Raw genomic sequence first — 12,487 nt, forward strand, 5'->3', positions numbered from 1 at the left:
ATGTTGGCTGACAGATCGCCATCGCGAGCAGGCTCACTCCTACATTTGATCTCCGTTATTTCCAGAGATGAATTGGCCAGCCGGCCTTTTCGGCGTGTTCAAGCAGCACCGGATCCGGATTCACCACATGCGGGAAATCCACCTTCAGCAACAACGGCAGATCATTGCGCGAGTCGGAATAGAAACTCGCGCCTTCGAGGTTTTCTTCCTCGGCATCCAGCCATTCCAGCAACCGGGTAATCTTGCCTTCGCGATAGGTCAGGGTGCCCACGGTGTGGCCGCTATATACGCCATGCGCGACTTCCAGTTCGATGCCCAGCACCTCGTCGATGCCCAGGCGATCGGCAATCGGTTTGACCAGATGTGTGCCTGAGGCCGAGATCACCAGAATCCGGTCGCCGGCCTTGCGGTGGGCGGCGATGGTTTTGGTCGCGTCGCTGAAGATGATCGGCTCGATGAAGTCTTCGACCCACGGGCCGACAAGGTGCTCGACCTCTTCCGGCGTGCGGCCGATCAAGGGTTCGAGGCTGAACTCCATGTAGTCTTCCATGCGCAATTTGCCATGGCTGTAGGCGTCCATCAGCTCATTGTTCTTGCGCATGAAGGACTCGGGATCGACCCAGCCCAGGCGCCCCATCTGCTCACTCCAGAGGGTGGCGCAGTCGCCGTGGATCAGGGTTTCGTCCAGATCAAAAATTGCCAGGGCCATCAGTTCTCTCCGAGAACAGCTGCGAGCTACAAGCTTCGAGCTGCAAGAATTGGAATCAGCTGCGCCGCAGTCTACAACTTGAAGCTTGTAGCTCGAAGCTTGCAGCTGCTTTTAAGCTACCTCACACAGGGCAGTCGGATCGATGGAAAGTGCCAGGCGCTGACCGTCGGGATGCAGATCGGCGGCCGAGCGGTTAAGCACATCCACCACCAGTTCCACGCCACGCGCCTCAATCCGGTAGCGGATGACGTTACCGAGCAGGCTGTGGCTGCGAATCTGCGCGTCGAGTTCGCCGTTGAGGCTCAGTTCGATAGCTTCCGGGCGAATGGCGATGCGGTGGTTGATCGGCCGTTGCAATAGCTTCGACGCGTCATCGGCGTCGAGCAGGTTGTAGTTGCCGATGAAGCCGGCAGCGAATACATCGACCGGAGCGGTGTACAGGGTTTCAGCGTCGCCGCTCTGTACGATTTTTCCCTGATTCATCAGGAAAATCCGATCAGACATGGTCAGCGCTTCTTCCTGGTCGTGGGTGACGAAGATTGTCGTAAGGCCGAGTTCGCGCTGGATCTGACGGATTTGTTCTCGCAGGTGTTTACGAATCCGCGCATCAAGTGCCGACAGCGGTTCATCCAGCAACAACAGGCGCGGGCGGGTGACCAGCGAGCGGGCGAGGGCGACACGCTGGCACTGGCCACCGGACAACTGATGCGGATAGCGGCTGGCGAAGTCGTTCAGTTCAACCAGTTTCAACACTTCGGCAACGCGCTTTTGGCTGTCGTCGGCGTTGACCTTTTGCATGCGCAGGCCGAAGGCAACGTTCTGTTCGACGGTCATGTTGGGGAACAGTGCATAGCTCTGGAACACCATGCCGATACCGCGTTTCTGCGGACTCAACGGCACGATGTCGACACCGTCGAGCAGGATCTTGCCGCCATCCACCGGCGTCAGGCCGGCGATGCAGCGCAGCAGGGTGGATTTGCCACAGCCGGACGGGCCGAGCAGGGTGACGAATTCGCCCTTGTTGATTTCGCAGTTGATGTCGCTGAACACCGTGGTGCCCGCGTAGTTTTTCTGCAGGTGTTGGACGCTGACATAGCTCATTCGCTTTTGTCCTTGTTCAAGATGTTGGCGATCCAGGTCAGGACCAGCACGAATAAGAAATACGAGATGACCAGCGCACTGGTGAAGTGGCCACTGCTGTTGCGCATGTTGTTCAGATAAACCTGCAGGGTTTCGTAGCGGGTGCCGACGAGGATGTTGGCGAAGACGAACTCACCGAACAGGAACGAGAACGACAGCAGCAGCGCGACCATCAGGCCTTTACGTAAATTCGGCAGCACCACCAGAAACGCCGCTTGAAAGGTGGTGGCGCCGAGCAGTTGCGCGGCGTCCATCAGGTCGCGCAGGTTGATCGCTTGCAGGTTGTTGGTGATCGCCCGATACATGAACGGTAGCGCCACGGTGAAGTAGCAACCGATCAGAATCCATGGCGTACCGACCATCGCCATCGGCCCGGAACCGTACAGTTGCAACAGGCCCACCGACGACACCACTGGTGGCACCGCGAAGGGCAGCAGGATCAGGATGTTCATCAGCGCATCGAGTTTCGGGAAGTGGTAATGCACCACGAACAGCAGCGGCAGGATCAGCACCACCGACAGCACCAGCGCGCCGACGCAAACGAGCAGCGATTGGCCAAAGGCGTGGAGAAAGCGCGGGTCGCTCCACAACTGGATGTACCACTTGAAGGTGAAGCCGCTGGGCAGGATGGTCGCCGACCAACTGCTGGCGATCGAATAGACCAGCGTGCCGGCCAGTGGCAACAGGAGGATGGCGAACAGCAGGTAGACCACGACGCGGTGGTAGACACCGGCCGGGCCGGATTCAGCGCGAGACATGGTAGCTCCTCTTCAGCAGCAGTTGATGCACAACCGTCACGATGGTCATCAGCGCCACCAGTACCACAGCCAGCGCACTGGCCAGATTCGGATCGAGGGAAATATCCCCGGAGACCATCGCCGCAATACGGATTGGCAGCACGTTGAAGTTGCCGGTGGTCAGTGCGTACACCGTGGCGTAGGCGCCGAGGGCGTTGGCCAGTAGGATCACGAACGTGCCGAGCAGCGCCGGGGTCAACACCGGCAGGCCGATGTGTCGCCAGAACTGCCAGCCATTGGCGCCGAGCAGCGCTGCGGACTCGCGCCAGTCTTCCCGTAAGGCATCGAAGGCGGGGTAGAGCAGCAGCACGCCGAGCGGAATCTGGAAGTAGGTGTAGAGAATGATCAGGCCGGTTTTCGAGTACAGGTTGAAGTCCTGAATGATCCCGGCCTGCTTGAGCATGATGGTGAAGCTGCCGTTGAAACCGAGCAGGATGATGAACGCGAAGGCCAGAGGCACGCCGGCAAAGTTGCTGGTCATGTTGGCGAAGGCATTGACGAAATTGCGCAGTTTGGAGTCGACCCGGCGCAGCGAATACGCACCGAGTACGGCGATGATGATGCCGAATACACTCGACCAGAAACTGATCTCGAGGCTGTACTGGATCGCTTGCAGATAGAACTTCGAGCTAAAGATCCTGGTGAAGTTTTCCAGTCCCCAACCGAATTCCTCCGATTGCAGGCTGTTGATCATCACCCAGATCAGCGGAGCGATTTCGAAGACGATAAAGAACAGGGCGAAGGGCACCAGACACAGGGCCGCCAGCCATTTGCCGCGAGTCATGGCATTCACTTGAGCAACTCCCGGCACACAGGTTTGTCGTGGGGTACGCCGAGCAGTTCGCAGACCGTGCCGCAAATTTCCGTCTGTTTCGGTGTGGCGTTTGCGTCGAGGCTGAAGGCGTCACCGAGGACGAACAACGGCACCTGACGTTCTTCGGGAAGCAGGCCGTTGTGCGAGCGGTCGTTGTTCATGCCGTGGTCGGCAGTCACCAGCACCTGATAACCGGCGTCGAGCCAGCCCTGCACATAGTCGGCGAGATAAATGTCGGCGAAACGCGCGCTGTTGCGGTATTGCGCGGTGTCGAGGCCGTGCTTGTGGCCGGCGTCGTCGATGTTCATCGGGTGGATCAGCAGGAAGTCCGGCGCGTGGCGCAGGCGCAGGTGTTCCGCGTCGGCGAACAGGTGCGAATCCGGGTAGTGATCCTGCCAGTAGAAATGGCCGTGCTGGATCGGCAGCGTCGGATCGTCGGTGTGACGGTCGCGGGCGGCCACGAATGGCGAGCGGTTGTACAACTCGCTGACCCAGTGATAGGCGGCAGCGGCGGTTTTCAGCCCGGCCTCGCGCGCGTAGTGATAGATGCTGCGCTGGTTGGACAGGCGCGAGACGTTGTTGTGGACGATGCCGCTGTCAATCGGCGGCACGCCGGTGAGGATGCATTCGTAAAGCGGTCGGGACAGGGCCGGCAACTCGCACTCCAACTGGTAGAGCGCGGCGCGTCCTGCGCCAACGTAAGCCTGCAGATGCCCCATGGCGTGACGCGCGACTTCATAGTTGAGGCCGTCGAGCACGACAAGGATGACGTTGTGCTTCATAGGGGCAAAAACTCCGCGAAACAATAAATTGCAGATTCAACCTGGACCCCCTGTAGGAGTGAGCCTGCTCGCGATAGCAGTGGATCAGTCAACACTGTTGTTGAATGTTCGACCGCTATCGCGAGCAGGCTCACTCCTACATGGGGATTTGTTTCAGATCACAAAGTGGTGATCAGCCGCGTTACTTCATCTCTACGATGACTTCTTCGTTCCACTTCTGCGGCAGGGCCTTGGAAGTTTTTTCCCACGCATCGGCGTCTTTGATCGGCGTGACCTTTTTGTACTGCTCGTTCGGCAGCAGCTTGGCTTTCACGTCTTCCGGCAGTTGCAGGTGCTCGGCGCGGATTGGGCGCGCATTGCCGCGGGCGAGGTTGGTCTGGCCGGCGTCGCTGAAGATGTATTCGCGGGTCAGCTTGGCGGCGTTAGGGTTTTTCGCGTATTTGTTGATGATCGTGGTGTAGCCGGAAATCACCGAGCCGTCGGACGGAATCAGCACCACGTAGTCATCCGGGTTGGCCATCTTTGCCTTGTAGCTCAGGCCATTGAAGTCCCAGACCACACCGACTTCGATCTCGCCTTTTTCCATGGTGGCGATGGTCGGGTTGGCCATCGACAGGCGACCTTGCTTGGCGATGTCGGCGAACAGCAGCAGCGCAGGCTGGATGTTTTTCTCGTCGCCACCGTTGGCCAGTGCAGCGGCGAGTACACCGTTGGCGGCTTGTGCGGCGGTGCTCACGTCACCAATGGAGACCTTGTATTTGCCGCCCTTGAGGTCAGCCCATTTGGTCGGTACCTCGGAACCGTGCAGAAGTTTTTTGTTGACGATGAAGGCGATGGTACCGGTGTAGGCCAGCGCCCAGTTGCCGTCCTTGTCCTTGGCCCAGTCCGGGACTTGATCCCAGGTGCTTGGCTTGTACGGCTGCACCACGCCTTGCTTGACCGCGATCGGGCCGAAGGCTGCACCGACGTCGCCGATGTCGGCGCTGGCGTTGTCTTTTTCGGCAGCGAACTTGGCGATTTCCTGAGCCGAGCTCATGTCGGTGTCGATGTGTTTCAGGCCGTAGGTCTTGGCCAGGTCTTCCCAGGTGCCTTTCCAGTTGGCCCAGTCATCGGGCATGCCGACACTGTTGACGGCGCCTTCCGCTTTCGCAGCGGCTTCGAGGGTTTTCAGATCGGTGCCTGCCGCCATGGCGGAGGTGCACATTGCAATGGTCGAGCCTAACAGTGTTGCCAGGAAAAGCTGTTTCATTCCGAAGCTCCTTGGTCGTGTTCAACGCTGCGATTGCGGTTTGTGTTGGTCTAGGTCAGCAATACCTGAGCCAATTTAAGGGGGCTGGATGACACTTTGATGTCGGTGGTCGCCGGACAAGCCTTTTATTTGCCCGGTTTCGACGGCTGCCCGCTAAGCGTAGACCATGCTCAAAGCCCCGGAGAGCAAGGGACTTGGCCGATGTATTGCAAGTCGTTTAGCCGACCGTTCAGCAGGTTTGTCATCTCTTGGTCATCTGCACTGCCTAGGCTTGCAACACACGAAAGCGGTGAGATCGCCGTGCGGTTTTGCCCCGAAACAGTGCTGGTCTAGTCCAGATAGGTAACGTTGATGCGCGATGAGGCAACAAAAGCGGTGACAGCGATTGGCCAGGTGTTGCAGGAGCAACTTGACCACGGGCTATTGGCGCCTGGCAGTAAGTTGCCGGCCGAGCGCAAGCTCAGTGAGTTGTTCGGCACGACGCGGATTACTGTGCGCGAGGCGTTGTTGCAACTGGAGGCGCAAGGGCAGATTTATCGTGAGGAGCGGCGGGGCTGGTTCGTTTCGCCGCCGCGTCTGGCTTATAACTTGATGCAGCGCAGTCACTTTCACGCGATGGTCAGTGCGCAGGGGCGGGTGCCGTCGACCGAGGTGATTTCGGCTCGACTGCAACCGGCGTCGGCGGCGGTCTGTGCCTGGCTGCAGTTGCCGGCGCTGTCGAGTGTGATTCAGATTTGTCGGTCGCGGCGGATTGATGGGCGGCTGGTGCTTTATGTGGAGCATTATCTGAATCCGCAGTTTTTTCCGGGGATTCTGGATTTTGATTTGAATCAGTCGATTACCGAGTTGTATGCGCGGCATTACGATTTGCACTACGGGCGGGTGCGCTTTGAGATTGTGCCTACGTCGTTGTCGGTGGATGCGGCGGCGGCTTTACGGGTGTCGGTGGGGAGTCCGGGGTTGCGGATTGCTCGGGTCAATTATGATCAGCATGAGCGGTTGATTGATTGTGATCTGGAGTTTTGGCGGCATGATGCGATTCACGTCGGGGTTGATGTGGTTTGATCGTTTTTGGGGGCATATCCGTTGCTTCGGGTGTTGCTGATTAGGGTTCCGCCCTTACGGCGGGTCACTTTGGCAAACGCCCCAAAGTAACCAAAGGTCTGTGCCCTGACGTTCGGCCCTCGCTGTGGCTCGGGTTCCTTCGCTGCGGGATTGATCCGGGGGGCATCGCCTCCGGTTTGCTGCGCTGCACCTCCTCTCGATGTGCTTGGCTTCGCCAAGCGGTCGCTGCGCTCCCACCCCCGGATCAATCCCTCCGCTCAGCCTGCCGATGGGCGCTCTAGATCAAAAGCGGTACTCGAGCTAACGCTCATTGTGTTGAGTGGGGCGGCATGCGCCGCGTTTCGGGTGTACTCATTTCCTTGTGGGAGCTGGCTTGCCAGCGATGGCGGCCTGACAGCCGACCAGTCTCTGGCTGATTGAGCTCGGTCCATTGTGGGAGCGAGCCTGCTCGCGAAAGCGCCCCCACAGTCACCCCCTCTCTACTTGCCACCCCCCGCATTGGCATACAAAAAATCCGTCGCCAGCGACGCCAATGTCCTCACGCCCACCACCAACGCCGACTCATCCACAAAGAACCCCGGATTATGATTCGGTGCTGCCTTGCTCATGTCCTGATCCCGTGGCGTCACGCCCAGAAACACAAACAAACCCGGCACTTCCTTGGCATAGAACGAAAAGTCTTCCGCGCCCCCCACCAGCGGTGCATTCACCACATCATCCTTGGCTGCCCACTTCAACGTCGGCAGCATTTTTTCGGTCAGTGCCGGGTTGTTAATCGTGGGGTCGTATTTTTCGATGATGGTGACGTCAGCTTTCGCGCCACCGCTCTCGGCGATTTTCTCGACGGTCTGGCGCACGTCCGCATGCAGTTTCTGGCGAATGCCGTAGTCGTAAGAGCGGATGGTCCCGGTCATGTCGACGGATTCGGGAATGATGTTGTAGCGGGTGCCGCCGTTGATGGTGCCGATGCTGACCACTGAGGGGTAAGACGAGATGTCGGTACGACGGCTGACCACGGTTTGCAGGCCGACGATGGTTTGGGCGCCGACGGTGATCGGGTCGATGCCGTCCCAGGGACGGCCGGCGTGGGTTTGTTTGCCGAGGATTTTGATGCGCAGGTCGTCGGAGCTGGCGAGGGTGGCGCCGGGGCGATAGGCGATCTGGCCGGCGGGGATGCCGGCCCAGACGTGCAGGCCGAAGACAGCGTCGGGTTTGGGTGACTTCATTACGCCTTCTTCGACCATCATTTTCGCGCCCCAACTGTTTTTGCCGTCGGGAATGAAGTCGCTCGGACCTTCTTCCGCCGGTTGGAAGTAGAACACCACGGTGCCGGGCAGGGTGTCGCGCAGGCCGGTGAGAATTTTTGCCGTGCTGAGCAGGATGGCGGTGTGGGCGTCGTGGCCGCAGGCGTGCATGACGTCGACTTCTTTGTCGAGGTAGGTGCCTTTGGCTTTCGAGGCGAACGGCAGGTCGGAAACTTCCTTGACCGGCAGGGCGTCCATGTCGGCGCGCAGGGCCACGGTCGGGCCAGGAAGGGCGCCCTTGAGGATGGCGACCACGCCGGTGCGGGCGACGCCGGTTTTGACTTCCAGGCCCATGGCTTTCAGTTGTTTGGCGACCAGTTCCGACGTGCGTTTTTCGCTGTTGCCGAGTTCCGGGTGGGCGTGGATGTCGCGGCGGGTTTCCAGCAGTTCGGGTTCAAGCTGTTTGGCTTGCGCGGCGATCTGTTCGCGGCTGCTGTCCATTGTCGCCGCGACGGCGTTACTGGCGATCAGAGTGAGCAGAAGGGCTTGGGCAATGCGTGTCAGCTGCATCGGGTTTCTCCATGGTTATTGTTTTTCTGGCTTCCCTGCCTGTGACCCGAACGTCGTGCCTAAGTGCTATTCCTTCGGCTGGCCACCACCGGCAGTGATCACCTGCACACTCATTCTCGGCGTCGCCAGATCCAGCCCTGCCTCGTCCAGATGCCGCTTGAGCGACAGGTTGAAGGCCCGGGAAACTTCCCATTGTTTGATCGGCGCAGTCTTGAATCGAGCACGCAGAATCGCGCTGCCGGACTCGAAACTCTCGACACCCTGAATCTCCAGCGGCGACCAGATGTTGCGCCGTTGCAGTGGATCGGTGCGCATCTTCTGGCCGACTTCGCGCATCAGTTTGATCGCGTCGTCGATTTCCATGTTGTACGGCACGGCCACGCGGAAGATCGCGTAGCCGAATTCCCGCGAGTAGTTCTTGATGCTTTTGATTTCGCTGAATGGAATCGTGTGGACGATGCCGTCGATGTCGCGCAGGCGCACGGTACGGATGGTCAGGCCTTCGACGGTGCCGAGGTGGCCGCCGACGTCGACGTAATCATCGATGGCCAGCGAGTCTTCGATGATGATGAACAGGCCGGTGATCAAGTCCGCGACCAGTGACTGCGCGCCGAAACCGATGGCCAGACCGATGACACCGGCACCGGCCAGCAGTGGCGTGACGTTCATGCCCATGTTCGCCAGGGCGACGATCAGCGCAATGATGAAAATCGCCACGAACAGCACGTTGCGGATCAGCGGCATCATCGTCTGCGCGCGTGCGTTGGCCAGGCCTTTGCGTGAGCGGGTGAGGGCGTGATGCACAGCGGTGTCGGCGAGAATCCAGATCAGCCAGGAGAAGATCAGTGTGCCGATCAGGCTGAACAGTTTGACGCTGACGTCATGCCCTTCGCCTTCGGCAAAACCGATCAGCGACTGGCCCCACACCCGCAGGCCGAGTTCGATGAACACCAGCCAGACCAGCAAATGCGCGAGTGTGTAAAAGAAACTTTTCAGGCGCTCGGAGTAGAGCGCGTGGCGTTTCGCTCCGCGTTGCGGTTTGAGCGAATGCCGGCGTACCAATCCATTGATGACCATGCACAACACCAGCAGCACGGTGCAGATCAGCGACTGGCGCAGCGCGGTGCTGGTGTCGCCAGCGGAAACAAACGTGGCGAACAGCGAAATGCCGACCAGTACCAGTGCCGGCACGTACCAGAAGGTCCCGAGGATTTCGATGGTGTCGCTGAGGGCGCGGCGGGTCAGGCGCCGGGATAGCGGCTGATTGCGGATCAGGTGCGCGATCGGCCGGCGGAAACGCAGGATGAACAGCCCGGTTGACAGCGCGGCGAGGACATTGGCGACAGTCGCCGCCGTGTGTGCCAAGTGCACGCCGAGGCTCTCGATCAGACGCGGGTCGTTCAGCGCTTCACCAAACGCAGCAAAACTGCCGATCAGCCACAATGGCCGGAACGCCTGATGGCGCAGGATATAGAGCGCGCGATGGCGGTGCGGGCCGTCGAGCAGGGAGAATGCGATCACGCAGATCGCCGAGAAACAGGTGCCGACCACCAGCGCATAGGCCAGCACCATCGCCAGGCTTTTGCCCAGTGACGAGGGCAAGGCGTAGCTCATGTAAACGGTCATCACCAAGGCGATCAGCCACGGCCCGAGTTTGCGCAACGCGAAGCGCAGCATATCCAGAGCCTTGGGGTGTTGCGGCAGTTCTTCGGTGAGACCAAAGCGCATGCGCACCCGGTGGCCGAGCCAGATCAGCGCGGCGGCGAGCAGGCTCCAGACCATCAGAATCACCGCGAAGCCGAAGATGATCGGCAGCCATTCACTGGCCGGGAGCAGCATGGCTTTCAGCTCATCCTTGGCCAGATCGAACTCGTTGGACCAGCGATTGAGCGGGCTGTCGGCGCCGGAGAATTGTTTTTCGAAACTGGCCAGCGTGCCGCCGATCAGGCCGAGAACGCCTTCTTCCGGTGAGGCCTGAGCCTTTTTCGTGGCGTCGCGCAGCTTTTTCAGATCGGTCAGCAACTGCGCACGTTGCTTGTCGTTTTCCAGCGACTTGATGACTTCATCGAGGGATTGCCCCAGCGGTTCCTGGGCTTCGGGCTGCGTCTTGGTGGTGTTGAGCAGGCCCGGCAGACCGACCGCGTGGGCAGGCGCCACGGGCAGCAGCGTCATCAGGCAGATGAGGAACAGGCAGGGTAGAGCAAACAGACGAGCAAACACTAGGCGGTCAACCTCGCAAGGGGCGGATTCGCTGGAGTGTACGAGCCCGCCTGATTCAATGCGAGCCGGGCGCGGATTTATTCGTTGAGTTTGGCGAGGATCTTGTAGACCACGGTGGCGAGGATCATCAGCATGCCGATCCACATGGCGAACACCCCGGCGTTCTTGTCGCGGAAGTTGAAGCCGATGGCCAGCAGGATCATTCCGCACAGGATCGGAATGAGCATGGCGTGGAAGGAGGACATCGAGATCATGGTGACTGCCTTGTCGGGAGGGATGATTCAAGTCTAGGTCGGTTTCTGACGCGGGTGGTGATGTGTGTCAGCAATGAGCCGGTGTTTGTTCGATCTTGTGGCGAAGGAGCTTGCTCCCGCTCGGCGGCGCAGCCGTCGTAAATTCTGAGCACACGATCATGCTGACTCTACGCGTGCTCAGGTTTTGGGGCCGCTTCGCAACCCGGCGGGAGCAAGCTCCCTCGCCACAAATACTGCTTACGGCAATTCGCGGCAGGCGTAGAACGCGCTCAGCACTTTCACCAGGTGCGCCAGGTCATGGCTGCCGCACAACTCCCGAATCGAGTGCATGGCGAAGGTCGGCAGACCGATATCGACGGTGCGCACACCCAGATGGCTGGCGGTGATCGGGCCGATGGTCGAGCCGCAGCCCATGTCACTGCGCACCACGAAGCTTTGCACCGGCACTTCTTCGGCCATGCACAGATGACGGAAGAAACCGGCAGTTTCGCTGTTGGTGGCGTAGCGCTGGTTGCTGTTGACCTTGATCACCGGACCGGCATTGAGTTTCGGGCCGTGGTTGGCGTCGTGCTTCTCGGCATAGTTCGGGTGTACGCCGTGGGCGTTGTCGGCCGAAACCAGCAGGGATTTCTGGATGGTGCGGACGAACTCGTCACCTTCCGGCAGCAGGCGGCGCAGGGTCTGTTCGAGCATCGGGCCGTCGGCACCGCAGGCCGAGCAGGAGCCGACTTCTTCGTGATCGTTGCACACCAGCACGCAGGTTTCGTCGGTCTCGGCAGTGAGTAAGGCTTGCAGGCCGGCGTAGCACGACAACAGGTTGTCGAGACGCGCGCCAGCGATGAAGTCGCCGTTCAGGCCAATCACTGCAGCACTTTGCGTGTCGTAGAAACTCAGCTCGTAATCGAGCACGACGTCGGCGTTCAAGCCATGTTCGCGGGCCAGTTGATCGGTGAGTACGGCGCGGAAGTCGACGCGCTCGTCACCGGCAAATTGCGCGAGAATCGGCGGCAGTTCGGTCTGCGCGTTGATTGCCCAGCCTTGATTGGCTTCACGGTTGAGGTGAATGGCCAGGTTCGGAATGATCGCGATCGGCGCCTTGAAGTCGATCAACTGGCTTTCGACCTTGCCGTCGCGGCGGAAGGTCACGCGGCCGGCCAGCGAAAGATCGCGGTCGAACCACGGGGCCAACAGCGCACCGCCGTAGACTTCGACGCCCAGTTGCCAGAAGCCCTGACGCTGCAGCTCCGGTTGCGGCTTGACCCGCAGGCACGGGCTGTCGGTGTGCGCGCCCACCAGGCGGATACCGCCGTGCAGTGGCGAAGTGCGGCCCATTTTGATCGCGACGATCGAGGAGTCGTTACGGGTGACGTAATAGCGGCCGTTAGGCTCGGTGGTCCATGGCTCGCGCTCGTCGAGGCGCACGAAACCGGCGGCCTCCAGACGTTGAACAAGGCTGGCAGTGGCGTGGAACGGGGTAGGGGAGGCCTTGAGAAAGTCGATCAGGCCTTGGTTCAACTCTTCGCGCATAAGAAACTCCAGACAGCAATGGGCGGGAGTTTAACGCATCGGCCGGGGAATTGAATCTGCACCGGATCCCTGTAGGAGTGAGCCTGCTCGCGATAGCGGTGTGTCATTCAAATAAT

Annotated in this window: 11 protein-coding genes; 1 reads left to right on the forward strand and 10 read right to left on the reverse strand. The window is 60.0% G+C overall.

The features are described from left to right. Nucleotides 1-55: 55 nt before the first annotated feature. The 6 genes from KI231_RS08950 to KI231_RS08975 form a co-directional block, all read right to left on the reverse strand. A complete protein-coding gene (locus KI231_RS08950; protein ID WP_213028018.1) occupies nt 56-709 on the reverse strand; it encodes an HAD family hydrolase in 654 nt (217 codons plus the stop codon). Nucleotides 710-820: 111 nt separating this feature from the next. Further along, complete coding sequence (locus KI231_RS08955; protein WP_213028019.1) at nt 821-1,810, reverse strand: ABC transporter ATP-binding protein; 990 nt, start codon at nt 1,808-1,810, stop codon at nt 821-823. Further along, entirely contained in the window at nt 1,807-2,607 is an 801-nt protein-coding gene (locus tag KI231_RS08960) for an ABC transporter permease (RefSeq protein WP_213028020.1), read from the reverse strand. Before KI231_RS08960 ends, KI231_RS08955 begins: the two co-directional genes overlap by 4 nt. After that, the gene (locus tag KI231_RS08965; RefSeq protein WP_177431477.1) at nt 2,594-3,430 is read right to left on the reverse strand and encodes an ABC transporter permease; all 837 of its coding nucleotides are present in this window, start codon (nt 3,428-3,430) and stop codon (nt 2,594-2,596) included. The genes KI231_RS08960 and KI231_RS08965 overlap by 14 nt, the downstream gene beginning before the upstream one ends. A gap of 5 nt (nt 3,431-3,435) precedes the next feature. Continuing rightward, entirely contained in the window at nt 3,436-4,242 is an 807-nt protein-coding gene (locus tag KI231_RS08970) for an alkaline phosphatase family protein (protein WP_213028021.1), read from the reverse strand. Between the two features lie 181 nt (nt 4,243-4,423). Beyond that, complete coding sequence (locus KI231_RS08975; protein WP_103307244.1) at nt 4,424-5,491, reverse strand: ABC transporter substrate-binding protein; 1,068 nt, start codon at nt 5,489-5,491, stop codon at nt 4,424-4,426. Nucleotides 5,492-5,842: 351 nt separating this feature from the next. Here KI231_RS08975 and KI231_RS08980 point away from each other — a divergent pair, with 351 nt between their 5' ends. Beyond that, on the forward strand, nt 5,843-6,556 hold the full coding sequence (locus KI231_RS08980) for a UTRA domain-containing protein (RefSeq protein ID WP_103307243.1): 714 nt from the start codon (nt 5,843-5,845) through the stop codon (nt 6,554-6,556). A 479-nt stretch (nt 6,557-7,035) separates the two neighbouring features. Here the strand turns inward: KI231_RS08980 and KI231_RS08985 are convergent, their stop codons facing one another. The 4 genes from KI231_RS08985 to KI231_RS09000 form a co-directional block, all read right to left on the reverse strand. Continuing rightward, nucleotides 7,036-8,370 (reverse strand): amidohydrolase, encoded by a 1,335-nt coding sequence (locus tag KI231_RS08985; protein WP_213028022.1) that lies wholly within the window; start codon nt 8,368-8,370, stop codon nt 7,036-7,038. A gap of 66 nt (nt 8,371-8,436) precedes the next feature. Beyond that, nucleotides 8,437-10,590, reverse strand: a complete 2,154-nt coding sequence (locus tag KI231_RS08990; protein WP_213028023.1) for a mechanosensitive ion channel family protein — start codon at nt 10,588-10,590, stop codon at nt 8,437-8,439. Between the two features lie 77 nt (nt 10,591-10,667). After that, nucleotides 10,668-10,844, reverse strand: a complete 177-nt coding sequence (locus tag KI231_RS08995; RefSeq protein WP_177431475.1) for a hypothetical protein — start codon at nt 10,842-10,844, stop codon at nt 10,668-10,670. A gap of 237 nt (nt 10,845-11,081) precedes the next feature. Further along, nucleotides 11,082-12,371, reverse strand: coding sequence for a M18 family aminopeptidase (locus KI231_RS09000; protein ID WP_007919200.1), 1,290 nt, complete (start codon nt 12,369-12,371; stop codon nt 11,082-11,084). Nucleotides 12,372-12,487: the final 116 nt, after the last annotated feature.

The sequence above is a fragment of the Pseudomonas sp. Seg1 genome (assembly GCF_018326005.1).
In the GTDB taxonomy this organism is placed as follows: domain Bacteria; phylum Pseudomonadota; class Gammaproteobacteria; order Pseudomonadales; family Pseudomonadaceae; genus Aquipseudomonas.

Coding starts and splice junctions, on each gene's coding strand:
- KI231_RS08980 (WP_103307243.1), top strand. CDS start 5,843: ATGCGCGATGAGGCAACAAAAGCGGTGACAGCGATTGGCCAGGTGTTG.
- KI231_RS08960 (WP_213028020.1), bottom strand. CDS start 2,607: ATGTCTCGCGCTGAATCCGGCCCGGCCGGTGTCTACCACCGCGTCGTG.
- KI231_RS08970 (WP_213028021.1), bottom strand. CDS start 4,242: ATGAAGCACAACGTCATCCTTGTCGTGCTCGACGGCCTCAACTATGAA.
- KI231_RS08975 (WP_103307244.1), bottom strand. CDS start 5,491: ATGAAACAGCTTTTCCTGGCAACACTGTTAGGCTCGACCATTGCAATG.
- KI231_RS08985 (WP_213028022.1), bottom strand. CDS start 8,370: ATGCAGCTGACACGCATTGCCCAAGCCCTTCTGCTCACTCTGATCGCC.
- KI231_RS08950 (WP_213028018.1), bottom strand. CDS start 709: ATGGCCCTGGCAATTTTTGATCTGGACGAAACCCTGATCCACGGCGAC.
- KI231_RS08955 (WP_213028019.1), bottom strand. CDS start 1,810: ATGAGCTATGTCAGCGTCCAACACCTGCAGAAAAACTACGCGGGCACC.
- KI231_RS08965 (WP_177431477.1), bottom strand. CDS start 3,430: ATGACTCGCGGCAAATGGCTGGCGGCCCTGTGTCTGGTGCCCTTCGCC.
- KI231_RS09000 (WP_007919200.1), bottom strand. CDS start 12,371: ATGCGCGAAGAGTTGAACCAAGGCCTGATCGACTTTCTCAAGGCCTCC.
- KI231_RS08995 (WP_177431475.1), bottom strand. CDS start 10,844: ATGATCTCGATGTCCTCCTTCCACGCCATGCTCATTCCGATCCTGTGC.